We start from the raw sequence: 18,471 nt of genomic DNA, 5'->3' as shown, positions 1-18,471 counted from the left end.
ATAGCCAAAAATGCCGCCGAAGCCAGGCCCCGGCGGCATTTCTTGGTCGCTCTGTGCAGCCTGTGGCTGTACAGGCAATCAGTGCTTTGCAGTCAAGCGGCGTCTGCGGTAACTCAGTACAGACGCTCGAACTTGCGCTGTTCCCGCTGAAGCTTCTTGAGATGACGCTTAACGGCTGCAGCTGCTTTACGCTTGCGAACGGAAGTCGGCTTCTCATAGTGCTCACGACGACGTACTTCCGAAAGCACACCTGCTTTTTCGCAAGAACGCTTGAAGCGACGCAGTGCTACGTCAAACGGTTCATTCTCTTTCACTTTAACAGCTGGCATTCGACAATCACCTACCTGATAGATTCGGTTTCATTTAGATGCGCATCTGGCAAGGCCAGACTGGCTCGATTCTCTCGATTCCTGGTCAGATTGGCTAAAACTCGACCAGTTCGTAATTTAGGGCGGCAATGATAGCGCCTCGGTCGTGGCAAGGTCAATGTTTGTTCGACGAAACTGCCTGTGAGTTTCGGGTTTCTGCTAAAATGCGGCTCGTTTATCCATTTACGCCAACCGAAGTGGCCGGGTTTTATGCTGATTCTGGGTATTGAGACTTCCTGTGATGAAACTGGTGTTGCGTTGTTTGACACCAACAAGGGGCTGTTGAGCCATGCTCTGTTCAGTCAGATCGACATGCACGCTGATTATGGCGGTGTGGTGCCGGAGCTGGCATCCCGCGACCACGTTCGCAAACTGCTGCCCCTGTGTGAGCAGGTTCTTGCAGAGGCTGGCCATGTTCGTGCGGATATAGACGGGATTGCCTACACCGCAGGGCCAGGTTTGATTGGCGCGCTTATGGTGGGTGGGTCGGTTGCTCATGCCCTGGGTTTTGCTCTTGGCATTCCGGTGCTTGGGGTGCACCACATGGAGGGCCATTTGTTGGCACCCATGCTGGAAGATAACCCACCGGCCTTTCCATTTGTGGCGTTACTTGTGTCGGGTGGGCACACCCAGTTGGTGCGGGTAGATGGCATTGGGGAATACCAGATGCTGGGGGAGTCAGTAGACGACGCAGCAGGCGAAGCCTTCGATAAAACGGCAAAAATGCTTGGGCTGGATTACCCCGGTGGCCCCCGGGTGGCTGCGCTGGCAGAAAAAGGCACGCCTGGCCGTTACCGGTTTCCTCGGCCTATGACGGATCGCCCGGGCCTGGATTTCAGTTTCAGCGGCTTGAAAACCTTCACGCTGAATACAGTGCATGCAGAAAAGAAGTCGGCGGAGGGCCTGAGTGCCCAGGTTCGAGCTGACATTGCATTGGCGTTTGAAACGGCTGCCGTAGATACCTTGGTGATCAAATGCCGCAGAGCGCTGGAGCAAACTGGCTGTGATCGGCTGGTGATTGCAGGCGGAGTAAGTGCCAACAAGCGGTTGCGGGCCGGCCTGGAGAAAATGGCGGAAAAACTCCGCGCCCATGTGTTTTATGCGCGCCCCGAATTCTGCACAGATAATGGAGCAATGATTGCGTATGCCGGGGCTCAGCGCATGAAGGTAGGTCAGCGCGACGGAGAGCGCATTGTAGCTGTGCCCAGATGGCCAATGAATACATTGCCACCTCTCAGTGAGGCTCGGCTGAGCGGGCTGGTAGACTGAGCTAGAGGCTGGTTTCCCGGCCTTGTGCTAGCCGGATCAGGTTGTTGCGATGGCGTACAACAACGAGGATCGCCAGCAAGCCGAACATGGGAAGCGTTTCGGGTTCTATGAGTGCACTAATGAGCGGCCCGCTAACAATGGCGATCACTGAGGCTAACGCGGAAATCCGCCAACGCCAAATGACCAGTAGCCACAGTGCCGCCATGGAGGCTGTGGTGACGGGAGCCAGAGCAAGGCCGGCGCCAAGGGCTGTTGCGACTCCTTTACCGCCTTTGAAGCGATAGAAAACCGGAATCATATGCCCGGTAACCGCGAAGAGCGCCACCATAGCCTGAACCAAAGCAGATAGCCCGGCGTTGTATGCGAGCCAGACTGGCAGCCAGCCTTTTGCTGCATCCAGGGCCAAAGTGATTAGCGCTGGGCGCCAGCCCCCGGTTCGGTAAACATTGGTGGCGCCAGGATTGCCGGAACCCTGCGCCCGTGGATCGGGCAGCCCCCATATCTTGCACACCGGCAGCGCAAACAGTATTGAGCCCCCCAGATAGGCAGCCATACAAAGCAAAACAATCATTACTGGGTCACTCAGGAACATTTGTGCGCTCAGAGACGAAGACGTGTCAGGGGAAAATGTGCGAAAATGCCGGCCCTCCATTTACAGGCTGTCGCCGTTACAGTAGTCGCAGTTTGTATGTTATTCAATCAGCAGTGTGTGGGATTGCCCCGGGAGCCCTCTTGGCAGACAGCGTATTGATCGAAGGCCTGGTTGTAGAAACCGTGGTGGGTGTATACGACTGGGAGCGCAATGTGACTCAGGCTCTGGTTGTGGATCTGGAAATGTCTTGGGATAACCGCATTCCCGGCGCGTCTGATGATGTCGCGGATGCGCTTGATTACGCATCGGTCAGTGAGTGCGTAGAGCGCTGCTTGAAAGAGCTAAAGCCAAAGCTGTTGGAGCACGGTGCAGAGGTTCTTGCAGAGAAACTGCAACGAGAGTTCGGCATTGGCTGGCTACGATTAACGCTGCGCAAGCCAGGAGCTGTGCCTGCCGCCCGATCTGTCGGTGTGTGTATTGAACGGACTGCATGCAAAGGAGTGCCCGGTGATGCCTGATCAGGTTCCGGTATATATCAGTGTCGGCAGCAATATCGACAGAGAGCGCTATGTGAAAGCGGCTCTGGATGCGCTGGCAGGCTGGTTTGGTGAGTTGGAGATTTCTCCCGTGTATGAGAGTGAGGCGGTAGGGTTTGACGGCTCTCCGTTCCTGAATCTGGTCGTGGGCGTGAAGACCAACCTCGCAGTGGGCGAGCTTTCACAGCATTTCAAACAGCTGGAGGCTGATAACGGTAGACGGCCGGACGCCCCGAAGTTCAGCGCGAGAACGCTGGATTTGGATATTCTGACTTACGGTGAAGCGGTAGGTTGTCTCGACGGCGTGGAGTTGCCCAGAAGTGAGATTCTCAAGAATGCCTTTGTACTGCGGCCTCTGGCAGATGTTGCGCCGGGAGTGAAGCACCCGATATGCCGCAAAAGCTACCTTGAGTTATGGCAGGCATATAACACCGACCAGAAACTCTGGCCGGTAAACTTCAGCTGGCAGGGCAGGGTGATCTCAACGGCCGTTTGCTGATCGAAATAGCGCTATCAGATTGTCCGTAGCGCTGTCACTCGCCTCGCCCGATGTTTCCGATTCAAGAAGCCGGGGTAGAATGTTTTCACCCAGTTTCTTGCCCAGCTCAACCCCCCATTGATCAAACGAATCCAGGTCCCAGATAACACCCTGCACAAAGGTGCGGTGTTCATACAGTGCTATCAATGCGCCGACGGTTTCCGGAGTTACCTTGTTCATCATCAAGGTATTGCTGGGCTGATTCCCGGGTATCACCTTGTGTGGCGCCAGACGCTCAATGTCTGCTTCCGCCATATTACTGGTTGCCAGTTCGGCTTTTGCTTCTTCCAGTGTTTTTCCGGTCATCATTGCGCGGGATTGGCCCAGGCAGTTGGCAAACAAGTCGGCGTGATGGGTCGCAACCGGGTTGTGGGTTTGCAGAGGAATGATGAAGTCGGCAGAAATCAACCGGGTGCCTTGGTGAATCAGCTGGTGGTAGGCGTGCTGGCCATTGGCCCCCACGCCGCCCCAGATGACGGGGCCAGAGTGGTAATCCAAAAGCTCGCCTTGCTGATTAACCCGTTTGCCGCTGCTCTCCATGTCCAGTTGCTGAAGATGATCTGGCAAGCTGCGAAGGTAGTGGTCGTAGGGCAGTATGGCGTGGGTCTCCGCGCCCCAGAAATTGCTGTACCAGATACCCAGCATGGCCATGATAACGGGCAGGTTCTGTTCCAGGGGGGTGTCCCGGAAATGATTATCCATGGCGTGGGCGCCTGCGAGCAGGGCCCGGAAGTTGTCCATTCCGATGGAAAGCGCGACAGGCAGACCGATCGCAGACCAAAGCGAATATCGGCCGCCAACCCAGTCCCACATGGGGAATACGTTGTCGGGGTCTATTCCGAATTTTTGTGCGGCATTTACGTTGGCAGTCACCGCCATAAAGTGGCTGGCGACCGCCTGTTCGTTACCGCTGCGCTCGATAAACCACTTTCGCGCGACTTTGCTGTTTTCCAGTGTCTCTCTGGTGCCAAAGGATTTCGACTGAACCAGAAAAAGAGTGGTTTCAGGATGAATTTTCGCCAGGGTTTCGCTGATTTCTGTGCCATCAATGTTGGCCACATAGTGGCAACGGATGCCCGGTGTCCGGTACGGCTGTAGCGCTTCGGTGACCAGTTTGGGGCCCAGAAACGAGCCGCCAATGCCAATGCTGACTACGTCGGTGAACGCCTTGCCGGTATAACCGGTGCGGGAGTGGTTCAGCACTTCTGCTACGAAGGTCTCCATGCGATCCAGGGTGGCGTTCACTTCTGCAATCACGTCCTGCCCATCGATTATGAGGGAGTCCGTTCCGGGATTGCGCAGCGCTGTGTGCAGTGCGGGGCGGTCCTCGGTAATGTTCACCTTGTCGCCGCGCAGCAACGCAGCCCTGCGATCTTCCAAGTTCCGGCTGCGTGCCAGAGCCATCAGTGCCTCAAGAGTTTCGTCGGTAAGCCGGTTCCTGGAGAAGTCGAGGGACAGGCCGGCACCCTCAATGAAATACCGGCTCGCTCGCTCCGGATCTTCCGCAAAAAGCGTCTTCATGGGGCGGTGTCGCAGGCTTTCCCGGCAGGCAACCAACTCTTGCCATTCGGGAGACGATGTCAGTGCAGCGTCTGGCGAAATCATTAGAGAGTCCTTTCTTGGTATTTTGGCATAAGTCTTCAGCGGGTTACTGAGATGTTGTCAATCAGCCGGGTTGAGCCAAGAAAAGCGGCAGCCAGCAGGGTAACGTTCCGGTCTTCTGGTGTGGCTGGCTTGAGAGTCTGGCTATTTGCAATGTTGAAGTAGTCAAGGCGTAAGCCGGCCGTTCGCAGGCTTTCACCCGCCTCCTGTGCAAGCACCAGGAAGTCGTCGCGCCCATCAGCAATCTTGGCGGCAGTAGCCTGCAGTACCTGGTAAATAGCCGGCGCGGTTTTGCGGTCTGCTACGGAGAGGTAACCGTTGCGTGAGCTTTTGGCCAGGCCATCGTCTTCCCGCACAGTGGGTGCGCCGATGACTTCAACCGGCATCATTAAGTCCCGCACCATCTTGCGAATCACGGCTAGCTGTTGAAAATCTTTCTCGCCGAATATGGCGAAATCCGGCTGGATCATGTTGAACAGAACAGAAACCACCGTTGCAACACCTTCAAAATGCCCAGTGCGGCTTGCTCCGCAGTGGCCATCACTGACGTCTGGCACTACTACGCGGGTGTGTCTGGCAAGGCCGTCGGGGTACACTTCCTCGGCTGAGGGGGCAAAGACCAGGGTGTTCCCCGCCTCACCAAGTTTGTTCTGATCATCGATCAGGGTGCGTGGGTAGGTATCAAGATCTTCGTTGGCGCCAAACTGCATGGGGTTCACGAAGATGCTGGTAACCACAACGTCTGCCGCTTCGGCAGCTTTGCGAACCAGCGAGATGTGCCCCTCATGCAGGTTGCCCATAGTGGGCACCAGGCCAATGGTTTTTTCCTGCTGGCGGTAACCGCGGAGGATGGCACGCAGTTCTTTCAGCGAATGGACGGTTCTCATGCCTTGAACGTATGCTCCTCGGCGGGGAATGTGCGCTCACGCACTGCTTTTGCGTAGGCCGCAATGGCCTCCTGAATGGAGTCGGTCTCTGCCAGAAAGTTTTTCACAAACCGTGGTTTTCGACCTGTGGTAACTCCCAGCATGTCGTGCAATACCAGAATCTGGCCGTCTGTATCGGCACCGGCACCAATGCCGATCACCGGGGCAGTGACAGCCTGCGCGATGCGTGCGGCCAAAGGCGCGGGTACGCATTCCAGCAGGATAACGTCTGCGCCTGCAGCGACCAATTCGCAGGCGTGGTTGATCATCAGCTCTGCAGATTTTTCATCGCGACCCTGAACCTTATATCCACCAAATTTGTTGACGAATTGGGGCGTGAGACCCAGATGTGCGCATACCGGCACCGCTCGCTCGCTGAGCGCGCTAATGGTGTCTTTCATCCAGTCTGTGCCTTCCAGTTTGACCATGTGGGCACCGGCCCGCATGAGTTCTGCGGCATTTTCCAGAGCTGCCTCTACAGTGCCATAGCTCATGAAAGGCATATCAGCCATGATCAGGGAACCACGGTTGCCTTTGGCGACACAGCTGGTGTGATACACGATCTGATCCATGGTGACGGGCAAGGTGCTGTCGTGGCCTTGAAGCACCATGCCCAGGGAATCGCCAATCAGGATAACATCCACGCCGGCTTCGCTGACTACCTGTGCAAAGGTGGAGTCATAAGAGGTGAGGGCGGAGAAGGCTTCGCCTTTTTGCTTGTATTCCAGCAGGGTGTTGATGGTAACAGCCATAATATCCTTGCCTTTTGGGTAGGTGGGCCAAGACCGTGCCGGGGTGACCGGCGTTTAGTTGCTATTTAATTGCTAAGGGTAATCCCGAGGTGGAAGTTTGCGCAACCGGTTGTCAGGGCATTGTGCCCTCAAGTTAGCGATTGTGGCGCCGTCAGGCAACTTCAGATCCGGTTTCAGATCCAAAAGCGGCTGAAGAGCAAAGTCCCTGTTGGGGAGTTCTCGATGGGGAACGGTGAGTCGGTCGTCATTCAGTACCTGGTCGCCGAATACCAGCAGGTCAAGATCAAGGGTGCGGGGCCCCCAGTGCCGGAGTCGCTCCCGCCCATGAGCATGTTCGATGGCCTGAAGATGGTCAAGCAGCGTGTGGGGGGGCAGTGCTGTGGAAATCCACGCTGCACCGTTCACAAAGTCTGGTTGGTCTTGAGGCCCGACAGGGCTGCTTGCGTAAAAAGGCGACTGTGCGACCAGTGTTGTACCAGGCAGTGCAGCTAGCTCTGAAACGGCTCTTGCCAGCTGGGCTGCCGGCTCTTTCAGATTGCTGCCCAGACCAATGAAGGCATCGGTTTTCATCAGGGGGCAGGCCGTTTTACCGGTTTGCGGCGACGTCGCTTTTTAGGGGCGTCACTGCTGAGCTCTGAAAGCATGCGCTCTTGCCCACGCTCGTCCAGGCGCTGAAATTCAGTCCACCACTGGCCAAGGCCAGGTTCGATTTCGCCGCAGTCTTCCCGAACCAGCAAGAAGTCGTAGGCTGCACGGAATCTTGGGTGGCTCATGGTTACAAAGGCCCGCTTGCCTTGGCGGCGGGGCAGGCGCATCTGCAGCTCCCAGATTTCTTTCATGGGGCCAGAGAAGCGCTTGGGTATAGAGGTGGCTTGTACCTGGCGGCCAATGACCTTGCCGATAGCGCCGTGCAGGGCGGGCTGCACCGGGTCGCCGTTATCCTGACGATGATTCCACTCTCTTTGCAATGCAGGCCAGAGCATGGCGGCAAACAGAAAGTAGGGGGTAACGGATTTGCCTTGGGCTATACGGCTGTCGGTGTTGCGCAGTGCCTGACGAATCAGTTCATCCGACTCCCCGGCTTCGATGGCTTTTACCGTTTCAGGAAATAATGGTTCCAGCAGATTGTAGTGGGTGAGAAGGTCGTAGGTTGCTTCGCCGTAACCGGCCGAAAACAACTTCAGAACTTCTTCAAACAAACGCGCTGGTGGAATGTGAGTCAATAAAGGAGCCAGCTCCCGGATCGGTGCTTCTGTCTCGGGCTCGATGACAAAGTCCATCTTTGCGGCGAAGCGAATTGCGCGAAGCATGCGCACAGGGTCTTCGCGGTAACGGGTTTCCGGGTCGCCAATTAGCCGGAGTTGCCGGTTATGGAGATCTTCCATGCCGTTTGCAAAATCAACAACGGTAAAGTTCCGAATGCAGTAATAAAGCGCGTTGACTGTAAAGTCCCGGCGCAGTGCATCTTCTTCCAGATTGCCGTAAACGTTGTCGCGCAACAGTAGGCCGTGCTCGCTGGTTTTGCGGTCATCGTCAGTATTACTGTCATCTGCATCTGTTGCATTGCCACGGAAGGTGGTTACTTCAATAACTTCGCGCCCGAAGACAACGTGAACAATTCGAAAGCGCCGGCCTATCAGGCGGGAGTTGCGGAACAGGTCGTGTACTTCCTCCGGAGTGGCATTGGTGGCTATGTCAAAATCTTTGGGTTGCTTGCCAAGAAGCACATCGCGCACGCCACCACCCACAAGGTACGCCTCATAACCGGAGTTGTTGAGTCGGCTGAGAACCTTTTTGGCGGGCTCGCTCAGTACTGAGCGTGAAACGTTGTGCTGGTCCCTGGGAACCTCCCGTCGCTGGTAGGCCCGAGCTTTTTTCTTCCCGTTTCCGGGGATGAATGAGCGGAGCTTATCGACAGATTGCTCGAAGATGGAGGAGAGTGATTTTGACATTGAAATCCGTGGTTGCGTTGAGCAAAACCGAGAGTTTAACGGTTTGAGCAGGATTTGCACACGTTTGCCGTGGAATCTTGCATACCCCGAATAATCAAAAGGCGGATTCGCTTACACGAATCCGCCCTCAAAACGTTGACGATCTGCATTGTTTTTATTTTTGTTCGGGATTTTTCTTCGTTTTTTTACCCCACTGTGCGTCCCCGAAACCGGGGCTAATCAGTAGTGCAAACGGAAAGCTTTGAACACAATGAGCAGTCAACGACATCAAACAAGTTATTGGTAGGTGCTGCGTCACCTCAAGGGTGATTCTTCTTTGCATCTCTACAACTTGCCCGTGCCAAGGGACTACCAAAAAAGCAAAGTACCCAAAACACTCAGTTCGCTCACGTTCTATTTTTGTTTTTGTTGCTGAACGCATTCCCGCAGCTTTTTGTTTTTGTTGAGGCGCTGCATTGTCACTGTTGTTTTTGTTGTCGTGCGCTTAACTAGAATGCAGTTGGTGTGCCAACATTTAAATATCGTTAATTAACAGTAGGTTAAAAAAATCCTCAGTGTAAGTGTTACCCCGTACCCGATATAAGTGTTACCCACTACCTGTGGTTTTCGTGGGAAGTGTTACCAAGAGGAACGGGCGGTAACATCTGAGTCGCGGTTCATACCATGGCTTTTGAAAAGAGGGGTATTCATGACCCCTTAACGATGTCAGTTTCCAGAGGTCTTCTTCCGGGGAATGCCAAGGCGCTGTCGACGCTCCCAAAGGGATTTCCGGCTAATGCCCAGCTTCTGAGCCAGCTCGGTTTCACTCATGCGATCCTGGTTTTCCAGCACAAAATGCTGAAAGTAGTCCTCCAGGGAGAGGTCATTTGCACTATCGGGTTCCCGGGCCGGTAGTTGCTCATTGTTGCCTGCCACCAGTGATTCCGGGATGTACTCGTCACCACCTTCACTATCGAGGTCCAGCAGTGACGGCGTAATGATATCGCCATCGCTCAGAATGCTGGCGCGCTCGATGGCATTCTCCAGCTCCCTTACGTTACCCGGCCAGCGATGCCGTTCAAGCGCTCGCATGGCTTCGGGGCTCAGGTTCAGGTTAGGCCGGCCTACTTTGTTGCCCTGGGTGATAAGAAAGCGTCGCGCAAGACCTAAAATATCGCTTTGGCGTTCCCGCAGTGGCGGAATACGTATCTGCATCACATTCAGGCGATAGTACAGGTCTTCCCGGAACTCGCCGGTGCGGGTCATTGCTTTCAGGTTACGGTGGGTGGCTGCGATCATACGCACGTTCACTTTTCGGCTCTGGGTTGAGCCCACTTTGCGAATTTCGCTCTCCTGAAGAACTCGCAGTAAACGTGCCTGGGCTTCCGCTGGCAGCTCCCCGATTTCATCCAGAAACAAACTGCCACCGTCTGCGGCTTCGATCAGACCTGTTCTGGCTGATACGGCTCCGGTGAAGGCGCCTTTTTCATGACCAAACAGTTCGGATTCGATGAGGCTTTCGGGAATGGCTGCGCAGTTTACCGAGATTAGCGGTTTTGTGGCGCGGGGGCTCAGGAGATGAAGCGCACGAGCAACGAGCTCTTTACCGGTACCCGACTCCCCCTGAACAAGCACGGTTGTCTCGGTCGGTGCCACCTTGCGAATAAGAGTGAAGACCCTTTGCATGGGCTCGCATTGGCCGAACATGATGCTTGCAGGGTCACCGTTCTCCGGGGCCGCAGTGGCATCGGTGTTGCGGTCATGGCCTGACGGAGCAGTACGGGCGAGAATGCTTTCTACCGCTGCCAGCATTTCATCATGATCAAAAGGCTTGGCAATATATTCCACTGCTCCCAACTTCATGGAGTCTACCGCTGAGCGCAGGCTTGCGTAGCTGGTCATGATTAACACTGGCGTATTTGGCGCGCGGTTGATCAACTCTGTTCCAGCAGCGCCTGGGAGTCGCAGGTCTGAAATGATCAGGTCGAACTGGTCAGGATCGTGGTTTTGTTCAGCCTCTTCTACAGAGCCAACATCTTCAACTTCGTAGCCCGCGTGCAATAGCAGTTTGCGAACGGCGGAGCGAATAATGTCTTCATCTTCCACGATCAAAATGCGGGGCATGGCAGTCTCAGTACCTTTCGTTCGGGCGGGTGGTGACGGAGTCTGTCTCCGGCTCGTAAGCTGGTAACTTCAATCGTACACAGGTGCCAAGCCCGGTTTGAGCACTGGCCGGGCTTTCAACCTGAATGTTCCCATAGTGTTCTTCAATAATGCTGTAAACCAGCGATAGACCAAGCCCCGTTCCTTTGTTGGAGGCTTTAGTGGTGTAGAAGGGCTCGAAGACATGATCAAGCTGATCTTCGGGTATGCCCGAGCCCTGATCAATGATCTCGATGATAGCCGAGTAGCCGTCTTGCTTGCCAGTCACCTGGATTGAGCCTCTGTCTGGAGAGGCATCACGGGCGTTGGCCAACAGGTTAACAAAAACCTGTACAAGCCGTTGTTCGTCACCCAGTACCTGCAGGGTGTCGGGGCAATCGTTAATGTAGCGAATGCCCATCCCTTTATCGCTGAGAGAGAGAAGGTTGCTGGCTTCCTCTACGCAACGGCGGATGCTAACAGGTTCGTATCGGTTGGTTCTGGAATGATTGCCAGTGCGGGCAAAGTTCATCAGTGATTGCAGAATGGCTGATATGCGGCGCGTCTGCTGTTGAATCTGACTGGCGGTTTCAAGGATATCCGGGTTGTCCGTTTCCAGCTTCAGGTTCTGCGCCAGAGAGGAGATGCCCGTAACCGGATTGCCGATTTCGTGGGCAACGCCTGCAGCTAAGCGCCCCACGGAGGCGAGTCGCTCGCTGTGCATCAGTTCGTCTTCCAGCAAACGGGTTTCAGTTTGATCTTCAACCAGAATAACACTGCCACCATCCGGGTGGTCGGGGCCGCTCAAGGCCGCTTTGTGCAGGTTTAGCCAGTGTGGCCGGCCTCGCAGATCCAGGCGGTGTTTGTAGCGATGCAGGTCTTCACCGCGGTTGAAGTCGTCGAGTAGGTGATGCCAGTGATCCGGTAGGGTCATCAGTCGGGCGCCGACAACTTCATCGGCCGTGATGCCGGTGAGCTCGGCAATCGCCTGATTCCACATCAGTATTTCGCCGTCTTCGCCCACAGAGCAGGCAGGTATAGGGAGGTTTTGAAGGGTCTGCCGGTAGTGCCGGCGCAGGGTGTCGAGTTCCCCGGCCAACCCTGTGAGCTGGCTTTGGTAATCACCCAGTGCGCGCTCTACATAGCGAATATCCTGGGCGCTGCTGCCGCGGGTCATCGGTTTGAAGCCCAGGTGGCGTTTTACCATATCCCTGGCCACCGATGGGCCAAGCAAGCCCGATAGGTTGATTTCAATCTGGTCGCGCAGGCGTCGTAGTTGGTACGGGCGGTATTCCACGTTTGGCAGCTTCAGCTGCCCGAGCGCACGCGTTATTTCGCGTTTGGCTACATCTCGGCCGAGGGGCTCGGCTAGCTGGCGTTCGAAGTCGTCTGACGAGCTTGCCAGTAATTCACGGCGCTGGGGGCGCGATAGGGCACCCATGGAGCAGGCTTGGGCTGCACTGGTTTCGTCATTTGAGCTGGAGCTCAATATTGACGTCAGGGTAAATACAATTATGTTTGCGGTAAGGCTGACAAACGTGAATATGTGCCAGTTGCCGTAATCCGGCACTATGGGGGCGTTCAGCCAGCCCAGCAGGTTAGCGGTGTGGGAGAAGGGCAGTACCAGGGTGATCAGCCAAATGGCTAAACCGGTCAGCAGCCCGGCAATCAGGCCTCGCCTGTTCCCTTCTGGCCAGTATATGACCCCCAGCGCGCCTGGCAGCAGTTGCAGTGTGCCTGCGAGAGATATTGCTCCGAGAATGGATAAGTCCAGATTCTTGCCAAGGGTCTCATGGAACAGCAGAGCCAAAAAGATGATTGCGGCAATCAGCATGCGCTTAACCCACTGTAGCCAGCGGTATATGTCGCCTTGATCCTTGGGGGTTTTCAGGGGCAGAACAACGTGGTTGAGAACCATGCCGGCTAATGCCAGTGTGCTGACGATCATCAGGCCGCTGGCGGCCGATAGTCCGGCAATGTACATGAACAGGGTCAGTGCCGGGTTTTCCAGTGCTTGAGCAATCCCCAGCGTATAGAAGTTGGGGCCGGTGGTTACCGCCAGTTCCTGACCACCCCAGAGAATCAATGGTACCGGGATGCCCAGCAGTAATAAATAGAACGGAAGCCCCCAGCTGGCTTTGGCTAGCGCCTTTTGTGAAGGGTTCTCGCTGAATGTCATGTGGTACATGTGGGGTAACACCAATGCCCCTGCGAAAGACATCAACATGAGTGCCCGCCAGCTGCCGTCGTCTATGCTCATAGACATGGAGGTTGCAGGCGTAGTGTTGCCCGCCAGCCAGGTTTCGAGTCCGCCCATGCCGCCAAAAACAGTGAAAAGCACAACGCCGCCAATCACCAACAGGGCGACCAGCTTGACCAGGGAATCAAACGCAATGGCTACGACCAGTCCGGGGTGGTTCTCCATTTCCTGATTGCGTCTCGCGCCAAAGAGCATGGCAAAGAGCACAACAATCAGGCTGAACATAATGCTGATCAGGTGGGGAGAAGTATCCGGGGCAAGAATGCTGGCTGATGTCGATACCGCCTGTATCTGCATACTCAGCAGTGACAGGATCGCGAGGCCTGAGCAAAGGGTAACCAGTGTTCCTGCCCATTGACTGCGATAGCGGTAGGCGAACAGATCGGCAAGAGAAGTGAGCTGGTAGGCCCGGCCAATTCTCATGATCGGGTTGAGAAGTACCGGCGCCAGTAAAAAGGCGCCACTGATACCCAGGTAGTACGCAAGGAAACCGTATCCGGATTCCGCAGCCAGACCCACAGCAGCATAGACCGCCCATATGCCGGCGTAGACGCCGAGGCTGAGAGTGTATACCAGCGGATGGCGTACCCAGTGTCGGGGAATAATGCCGCGCTCGGTTACCCAGGCAATGCCGAACAGAAGCATAAGGTAGAGAAGGCTGGCAAGGAGCAGCCCGGGAGCACTAAAACTCATTGGGGTCCCGTCGCCACTCAAGCCAGAAGCCGACGGCAATAAGAGCGGCCCAGATTACAAAGGGGCTGTACCAGGCATTCCCTGGTGTGGTCCACCAGTCAAGAATGTTGGGCGAAAAAATATAGATGGCCAGAACCAGCAAAAAAACCAGGCGATAGATATACATCCGGCATGCGATCCGCGCTGAGGATTGTGACAGGCTTTATACCACGGCAGTCACCGGGATGTCAGGTGAACGGCCCCTCTATTCCAGTGGATGCGACCCCACTCCAGAAGATCTTCCAGCGATCCGGACAGCAAGAATTGCGGTGGCTGTTGATTGAGAGCAACCAGCGCGGAAAACAGGTTTTGCACCGGATTAAGATTGTCCAGAGCCGGTGCGTGATTCTGTTTGGAGAGTTTTTGTCCGTGCTCGTTCACAATTACAGGTATGTGCAGCCATCGTGGGGGTGTTGCGCCCAGCGCCCGGTATACCTGTAGCTGCTGAGCTGTCATGTCCAGCAGGTCGGAGCCCCTGACCACATCAGTAATGCCCTGCTCGATATCGTCCACTTCCACTGCGAGCTGATAGGCAAAAAAGCCTTCCTTGCGCAAAATTACCGGATCGTCGATTTCTGCGCGAACAATGTGTGTTTGCGGCCCCAGTAGTTGATCTTGCCAGTGGCAGACTTCGTCCCTGAGAGCAAAGCGTATGGCAAAAGGCTGGTCGAAGTATTTTCTGCTGTGTTCCCTGCAACGCAGCGGATGCTTGCCGCGGTGCGCCTCAAGCTGTTTGCGTGAGCACGTGCAGCGGTATGCAAAACCGTTACTCAGCAGTTGCTCGGTGGCTGCCTGATAGACTGAATGGCGGCGAGACTGAAAAACGACCGGTTCGTCTGGGAAAAGCCCGTGGGCGTCAAGGGTGTTCAGGATTTGGCCGGTGGCTTCCGGAGGTTCCCGAAGAGGGTCAAGATCCTCAATGCGGATCAGCCATTGCCCGTTATGTGATTTGGCTTCCAGGTAGCTTGCCAGAGCAGTAACCAGCGAACCAAAGTGCAGTGGGCCAGTAGGTGAGGGGGCGAACCGACCTCGGTATTGCCGTGGTGTGATCATGGAGTGGACACAGTGGCCGGCTGCGCCATATCAGGCTGCGCCGGCCAGGTGGGGATTGCCGTATCAGATGCCAGTTTGGCGCTCGCGAATTTCGGCAAGAGTTTTACAGTCGATGCACAATGTTGCAGTCGGACGCGCCTCAAGGCGACGGGTGCCGATTTCTACACCGCACTGATCGCAAAAACCGTAGTCGTCTTTGTCGATACGATCGATGGTCTGATCAATTTTCTTGATCAGCTTGCGCTCGCGATCACGGGTGCGCAGTTCCAGGCTGAACTCTTCTTCCTGGGTTGCGCGGTCGCTGGGATCCGCGTAGTTTGCAGCGTCTTCCTGCATGTGGTGCATAGTGCGATCCACTTCTTCCATGAGTTCCTGCTTCCATTGCAGCAGCAGCTCTTTGAAGTGCTCCCGCATGTCAGCACTCATGTAGTCTTCACCCTTTTTCATTTCGTAAGGGGTGAAGTTGGTGAAACGTTCGCGTGATTGGTCTGCTGTGGTTGCCATATGACCAGGCCTCTTTTTATATTCCTTACAAGGACGCCGAGCTTCCCTGCGCGCCAGCCCCCGCCGCGGCGCGATTATTAGTTGGATGAAGCGGTCGTCCTAAAACGGGATTTTGCGGAAAATAGCAGATAAGTCACGGAGGTGCCAGCCCTATGATACGTACTTGGTGTTTGGAGAGCTCATGAAATTCCCGGAACCTTTGATTGAAGGACGCTTAATTCGACGCTATAAACGCTTTCTGGCTGATGTACGTTTGCCAGATGGCGAGGAGGTTACGGCACATTGCCCTAATACCGGCTCCATGCTGGGCTGTCAGCCTTCAGATGGCAGGGTATGGCTAAGTCGCAGTAATAATCCCGCACGTAAGCTGCCATTCACATGGGAGCTTGTCGAAACGGCACCTGGCATGCTGGCGTGTGTGAATACCGCAAGGCCCAATGCGCAGGCGCGTGAAGCCATTGAAGATGAGCGTATCAATGAGCTTGCCGGCTATAGCCATATTCGATCAGAGGTGAGGTACGGTGAGGAGAAAAGCCGGATTGATCTGCTGTTGTCGGGCCATGAGACAGAGCCGGATGCATGGGTAGAGGTGAAGAACGTCACCCTTGAGGAATCCGGTCAGGGTTTCTTCCCGGACGCGGTGACTACGAGAGGCCAGAAACATTTGCGAGAACTCATGGCTCAGGTGGCGCTAGGTGAACGCGCTGTGCTGCTTTTCGTGGTAAATCATACGGGGATTGAAACGGTGCGGCCGGCGGATCATATCGATCCCCATTATGGCCAACTGCTGCGGCAGGCGTGCGACGCTGGCGTGGAGGTTTTAGCTTATCGGGCAAATCTGATGGGTGAGGATGGTAATCCGTCGGGTGGCTTGGCTCTGTCAGAATCTGTCCCGGTTATTCTGGAAATCTGACTTCGACAAGGCCTTCGACCACTCGAATATCCAACGGAGTGAGTGCGTCGCCCTGACAGGGGCCGGCTATGCATTCGCCATCCCGGGGCTTGAACAGGGCGCCATGGGTTGAGCATTGAAGGAACAGGTTGTCGGAATCCATAAAGCTTCCGGGTTTCCAGTTCAGCTCGACGCCCATGTGCGGGCATTGATTCAGGTAGGCTCTTGGCGTTGAACCATCCAGGAATACAAAGCCGGTCGGTGGCAAGGTGTCGGAATGTGTTGCGAGACCGGCTTCGGCACGGGGCAGCGAACACTCTACAAATTGCCCCGCCTTCAGGTCCGCCAGGGTGCACACCGCCTGCCAGGGGTTTGTCTGTGTGCCGCTCATTTTTCTGCGTTGTACCGCATCCGCGTGCCATGGTTCAGCGACATCACAATTTCGGATGCCTCAAGTCTACGGGGGAAGAAGCATCCAGAAATCTTAGCGCCGGCAATGCTTGCGCCTTCCATGGCAGAGCGTGCGAAGTTGATGCCCCGCAAGTCTGCTCCGCGAAAGTAGGCGTGCCGGAAGTCCAGGCCTTTGGCGTCCAGCCCGCGTAAGTCGAGCCCGCGAAAGTCGCCGCGAGCGAAGCTTGGCAGGTCATCAGCTCGCGACAGTTTTTCAGCATTGAACGCAGTAACATCTTCCTTGCGAAGCATCTCGTAGAGCGGGTCATTGATTTGGCGTACTGCGTCGGTGTCCATGGTTTTTCCTTATTATGTTTCTTTCATGTTCTTTAGCGTGGCAGGCCAAAGTGCTGACGGATGCGGTCTGCTACTGCTTCTGCGACGTGCTCCTGATCACTGCGCAGGTGCACGGTGTAGCTTGTTTCTTCAGTTGTCAGAGGCTCAAACCAGTCCTTCTGCGCGTCCAGTAGCTCTACCGTCGCCTCGGAGGCGTCGCCCTTACGGTTGCGGACCCACTCTTTGCGCAAAGCGTCGGGCGCTTCGCAGTGAATCAGGGCAAAGGGCACGCCCTGACTTTCCGCAACGGCTGCCATCAATGCGCGCTCCTTTTCTTTCAGGCTGGCGGCATCGACAATTACAGGCAACCCGGCAGCGAGCAAGTCGCCGGCAAGCGTGGCCAGACGCGAGTAGGTTTTCTCATTGGCTTCGGCAGAATACAGGTTTCCCCCGGTGGGGGACTGGCTGTCTTCCAATGGTGCGAGCCCATGCAATCGCTTGCGTTCCACGTCAGATCTCAGGCGGATCAGGCCCAGTTCTGCTGACATGGCTGCGCTGATGCAGGTCTTCCCGCTGGCGGAAAGGCCCACGGTAGCCAGCAGGTAGGGGTTAGGAATGTTGCTATAGTCCTCCGCAAGTTGAGCGTAGTCGCGGTAGTGTTGCATAAGCCCTTCTTTCTCCTGTTCAGTAAGAGAAGGGTTAGCCATAGTGAACAGTGCGATCTTCGCCCTGACCAGCGCGCGGTATGCTTTATATAGAGGCAAAAGGGGCAGCGCTTCGAAATCGCTCCGGTACTCCAGATAAGTGTTCAGCACCAAGTTGGCCAGCGCTGACTCGCGTCGGGATTCCAGATCCATCAGCAAAAACGCAAGGTCGTTTATTACATCAATCCAGCGGAATGGCTCGTTGAATTCGATGCAGTCGAATACCGTTACCTTGCCTTCGTATACCGTGATGTTTGCGAGATGCAGATCGCCGTGGCATTCACGTACATAGCCGTCTGTTCGACGTTGGGCAATCAAGTCACGATGACGCTCGAAGGTGGTTTGGGTCCAGGCTTCGAGGTTGTCGAGTTGGCTGAGCAGGGAGGTGTCGCTGATCAGCGGCCGAATCTGGTCAAAGTTTTCCTGCATGGCCGCATACACTGCGTCTGGTGTGCCTAGCGGCTTGTCGTCTGCGATCGGTTCAAGGCTGTTATGGAAGTTTGCCACCTGTTTCGCCAGGCTGGACAGCAGCTCTGGTTTAAGCTCGCCGGCTTCCTGTTGCTGGTCAAGCAGCTGGCTTTGGCGGAACTGGCGCATTTTCAGCATGTACTCGAACGGCTCACCATCGCCGCCGATAACAGGCTGCTCCGGGCTGCCAGTAATCGGGAGCACCTCGAGGTAAAGCGGTTCCGCCAAGCGCCGGTTAAGGCGGAGCTCTTCTTCGCAATAGTGCTTGCGCAGTTCCAGCGTTGAGAAATCAAGAAACCCGAAATCCACCGGCTTTTTGATCTTGTAGGCATACTGGCCCGTCAGGATCACCTGGGAAATATGGGTTTCGATAATCTGAAACCCATCGACAGGGTGGTGGTACAATGCGGGGTTCTGCAATGCCAGCAACAGATTGCCTGGGGATGTTTCACTCACGGTGTGCTCCTCGCTTCCCT

19 protein-coding genes are annotated in these 18,471 nt (G+C 55.5%); 4 read left to right on the top strand and 15 right to left on the bottom strand.

Features of this window, described 5'->3' with window-relative positions:
• Positions 1-113: 113 nt before the first annotated feature.
• A complete protein-coding gene (rpsU, locus tag Q0824_RS15535; RefSeq protein WP_072794797.1) occupies positions 114-329 on the bottom strand; it encodes a 30S ribosomal protein S21 in 216 nt (71 codons plus the stop codon).
• Between the two features lie 249 nt (positions 330-578).
• Between rpsU and tsaD the strand changes: the two genes are divergently transcribed.
• Positions 579-1,637, top strand: a complete 1,059-nt coding sequence (gene tsaD / locus Q0824_RS15530) for a tRNA (adenosine(37)-N6)-threonylcarbamoyltransferase complex transferase subunit TsaD (RefSeq protein ID WP_298452765.1) — start codon at positions 579-581, stop codon at positions 1,635-1,637.
• Position 1,638: 1 nt separating this feature from the next.
• Here the strand turns inward: tsaD and plsY are convergent, their stop codons facing one another.
• Positions 1,639-2,208: a glycerol-3-phosphate 1-O-acyltransferase PlsY gene (gene plsY / locus Q0824_RS15525; RefSeq protein ID WP_298452763.1), complete on the bottom strand. Its 570-nt coding sequence runs from the start codon at positions 2,206-2,208 to the stop codon at positions 1,639-1,641.
• 161 nt (positions 2,209-2,369) lie between these two features.
• Here plsY and folB point away from each other — a divergent pair, with 161 nt between their 5' ends.
• A complete protein-coding gene (gene folB / locus Q0824_RS15520; protein ID WP_298452761.1) occupies positions 2,370-2,747 on the top strand; it encodes a dihydroneopterin aldolase in 378 nt (125 codons plus the stop codon).
• Positions 2,740-3,264: a 2-amino-4-hydroxy-6-hydroxymethyldihydropteridine diphosphokinase gene (gene folK / locus Q0824_RS15515; RefSeq protein ID WP_298452759.1), complete on the top strand. Its 525-nt coding sequence runs from the start codon at positions 2,740-2,742 to the stop codon at positions 3,262-3,264. Before folB ends, folK (Q0824_RS15515) begins: the two co-directional genes overlap by 8 nt.
• On the opposite strand, the gene pgi is transcribed toward folK (Q0824_RS15515), so the two are convergent.
• The 10 genes from pgi to dksA all read right to left on the bottom strand — a co-directional run bounded on the left by pgi (position 3,247) and on the right by dksA (position 15,205).
• Positions 3,247-4,908, bottom strand: coding sequence for a glucose-6-phosphate isomerase (gene pgi, locus Q0824_RS15510; RefSeq protein WP_298452757.1), 1,662 nt, complete (start codon positions 4,906-4,908; stop codon positions 3,247-3,249). The two genes, folK (Q0824_RS15515) and pgi, sit on opposite strands and share 18 nt — an antisense overlap.
• A 35-nt stretch (positions 4,909-4,943) precedes the next feature.
• On the bottom strand, positions 4,944-5,792 hold the full coding sequence (gene panC / locus Q0824_RS15505) for a pantoate--beta-alanine ligase (RefSeq protein WP_298452754.1): 849 nt from the start codon (positions 5,790-5,792) through the stop codon (positions 4,944-4,946).
• The gene (gene panB, locus Q0824_RS15500) at positions 5,789-6,583 is read right to left on the bottom strand and encodes a 3-methyl-2-oxobutanoate hydroxymethyltransferase (protein ID WP_298452751.1); all 795 of its coding nucleotides are present in this window, start codon (positions 6,581-6,583) and stop codon (positions 5,789-5,791) included. Before panB ends, panC begins: the two co-directional genes overlap by 4 nt.
• 72 nt (positions 6,584-6,655) lie before the next feature.
• Positions 6,656-7,153, bottom strand: a complete 498-nt coding sequence (folK, locus tag Q0824_RS15495) for a 2-amino-4-hydroxy-6-hydroxymethyldihydropteridine diphosphokinase (protein ID WP_298452747.1) — start codon at positions 7,151-7,153, stop codon at positions 6,656-6,658.
• Positions 7,153-8,514 carry a polynucleotide adenylyltransferase PcnB gene (pcnB, locus tag Q0824_RS15490; protein WP_298453172.1) on the bottom strand — a complete coding sequence of 454 codons (1,362 nt, stop codon included), beginning with the start codon at positions 8,512-8,514 and terminating at the stop codon, positions 7,153-7,155. Before pcnB ends, folK (Q0824_RS15495) begins: the two co-directional genes overlap by 1 nt.
• Positions 8,515-9,240: 726 nt before the next feature.
• Positions 9,241-10,638: a sigma-54 dependent transcriptional regulator gene (locus tag Q0824_RS15485; RefSeq protein WP_298452744.1), complete on the bottom strand. Its 1,398-nt coding sequence runs from the start codon at positions 10,636-10,638 to the stop codon at positions 9,241-9,243.
• Positions 10,639-10,645: 7 nt separating this feature from the next.
• A complete protein-coding gene (locus Q0824_RS15480; RefSeq protein WP_298452741.1) occupies positions 10,646-13,609 on the bottom strand; it encodes a sensor histidine kinase in 2,964 nt (987 codons plus the stop codon).
• Positions 13,599-13,775, bottom strand: coding sequence for a hypothetical protein (locus tag Q0824_RS15475; protein ID WP_298452738.1), 177 nt, complete (start codon positions 13,773-13,775; stop codon positions 13,599-13,601). The genes Q0824_RS15480 and Q0824_RS15475 overlap by 11 nt, the downstream gene beginning before the upstream one ends.
• A 50-nt stretch (positions 13,776-13,825) precedes the next feature.
• Complete coding sequence (gene gluQRS / locus Q0824_RS15470) at positions 13,826-14,701, bottom strand: tRNA glutamyl-Q(34) synthetase GluQRS (RefSeq protein ID WP_298452734.1); 876 nt, start codon at positions 14,699-14,701, stop codon at positions 13,826-13,828.
• A 63-nt stretch (positions 14,702-14,764) separates the two neighbouring features.
• Entirely contained in the window at positions 14,765-15,205 is a 441-nt protein-coding gene (gene dksA, locus Q0824_RS15465) for an RNA polymerase-binding protein DksA (protein ID WP_298452730.1), read from the bottom strand.
• A gap of 181 nt (positions 15,206-15,386) precedes the next feature.
• Between dksA and sfsA the strand changes: the two genes are divergently transcribed.
• Positions 15,387-16,118 carry a DNA/RNA nuclease SfsA gene (gene sfsA, locus Q0824_RS15460; protein ID WP_298452726.1) on the top strand — a complete coding sequence of 244 codons (732 nt, stop codon included), beginning with the start codon at positions 15,387-15,389 and terminating at the stop codon, positions 16,116-16,118.
• Here the strand turns inward: sfsA and Q0824_RS15455 are convergent.
• The 3 genes from Q0824_RS15455 to Q0824_RS15445 are packed head-to-tail and all read right to left on the bottom strand — an operon-like array spanning position 16,102 to position 18,451.
• On the bottom strand, positions 16,102-16,488 hold the full coding sequence (locus tag Q0824_RS15455) for a Rieske 2Fe-2S domain-containing protein (RefSeq protein ID WP_298452724.1): 387 nt from the start codon (positions 16,486-16,488) through the stop codon (positions 16,102-16,104). The two genes, sfsA and Q0824_RS15455, sit on opposite strands and share 17 nt — an antisense overlap.
• Positions 16,485-16,844 (bottom strand): pentapeptide repeat-containing protein, encoded by a 360-nt coding sequence (locus Q0824_RS15450; RefSeq protein WP_298452721.1) that lies wholly within the window; start codon positions 16,842-16,844, stop codon positions 16,485-16,487. The genes Q0824_RS15455 and Q0824_RS15450 overlap by 4 nt, the downstream gene beginning before the upstream one ends.
• Before the next feature lie 32 nt (positions 16,845-16,876).
• Positions 16,877-18,451 carry a bifunctional aminoglycoside phosphotransferase/ATP-binding protein gene (locus Q0824_RS15445; protein WP_298452718.1) on the bottom strand — a complete coding sequence of 525 codons (1,575 nt, stop codon included), beginning with the start codon at positions 18,449-18,451 and terminating at the stop codon, positions 16,877-16,879.
• Positions 18,452-18,471: the final 20 nt, after the last annotated feature.

The sequence above is a fragment of the uncultured Marinobacter sp. genome (assembly GCF_947488835.1).
Classification (GTDB): Bacteria; Pseudomonadota; Gammaproteobacteria; order Pseudomonadales; family Oleiphilaceae; genus Marinobacter.
This window is presented reverse-complemented; position numbering and strand designations above follow the sequence as displayed.

Bases quoted from the DNA above. Each gene is read 5' to 3' on its own strand.
- rpsU (WP_072794797.1), bottom strand. From the start codon at position 329: ATGCCAGCTGTTAAAGTGAAAGAGAATGAACCGTTTGACGTAGCACTG.
- tsaD (WP_298452765.1), top strand. From the start codon at position 579: ATGCTGATTCTGGGTATTGAGACTTCCTGTGATGAAACTGGTGTTGCG.
- plsY (WP_298452763.1), bottom strand. From the start codon at position 2,208: ATGATTGTTTTGCTTTGTATGGCTGCCTATCTGGGGGGCTCAATACTG.
- folK (WP_298452759.1), top strand. From the start codon at position 2,740: ATGCCTGATCAGGTTCCGGTATATATCAGTGTCGGCAGCAATATCGAC.
- pgi (WP_298452757.1), bottom strand. From the start codon at position 4,908: ATGATTTCGCCAGACGCTGCACTGACATCGTCTCCCGAATGGCAAGAG.
- panC (WP_298452754.1), bottom strand. From the start codon at position 5,792: ATGAGAACCGTCCATTCGCTGAAAGAACTGCGTGCCATCCTCCGCGGT.
- panB (WP_298452751.1), bottom strand. From the start codon at position 6,583: ATGGCTGTTACCATCAACACCCTGCTGGAATACAAGCAAAAAGGCGAA.
- folK (WP_298452747.1), bottom strand. From the start codon at position 7,153: ATGAAAACCGATGCCTTCATTGGTCTGGGCAGCAATCTGAAAGAGCCG.
- Q0824_RS15485 (WP_298452744.1), bottom strand. From the start codon at position 10,638: ATGCCCCGCATTTTGATCGTGGAAGATGAAGACATTATTCGCTCCGCC.
- Q0824_RS15480 (WP_298452741.1), bottom strand. From the start codon at position 13,609: ATGAGTTTTAGTGCTCCCGGGCTGCTCCTTGCCAGCCTTCTCTACCTT.
- Q0824_RS15475 (WP_298452738.1), bottom strand. From the start codon at position 13,775: ATGTATATCTATCGCCTGGTTTTTTTGCTGGTTCTGGCCATCTATATT.
- gluQRS (WP_298452734.1), bottom strand. From the start codon at position 14,701: ATGATCACACCACGGCAATACCGAGGTCGGTTCGCCCCCTCACCTACT.
- dksA (WP_298452730.1), bottom strand. From the start codon at position 15,205: ATGGCAACCACAGCAGACCAATCACGCGAACGTTTCACCAACTTCACC.
- sfsA (WP_298452726.1), top strand. From the start codon at position 15,387: ATGAAATTCCCGGAACCTTTGATTGAAGGACGCTTAATTCGACGCTAT.
- Q0824_RS15455 (WP_298452724.1), bottom strand. From the start codon at position 16,488: ATGAGCGGCACACAGACAAACCCCTGGCAGGCGGTGTGCACCCTGGCG.
- Q0824_RS15450 (WP_298452721.1), bottom strand. From the start codon at position 16,844: ATGGACACCGACGCAGTACGCCAAATCAATGACCCGCTCTACGAGATG.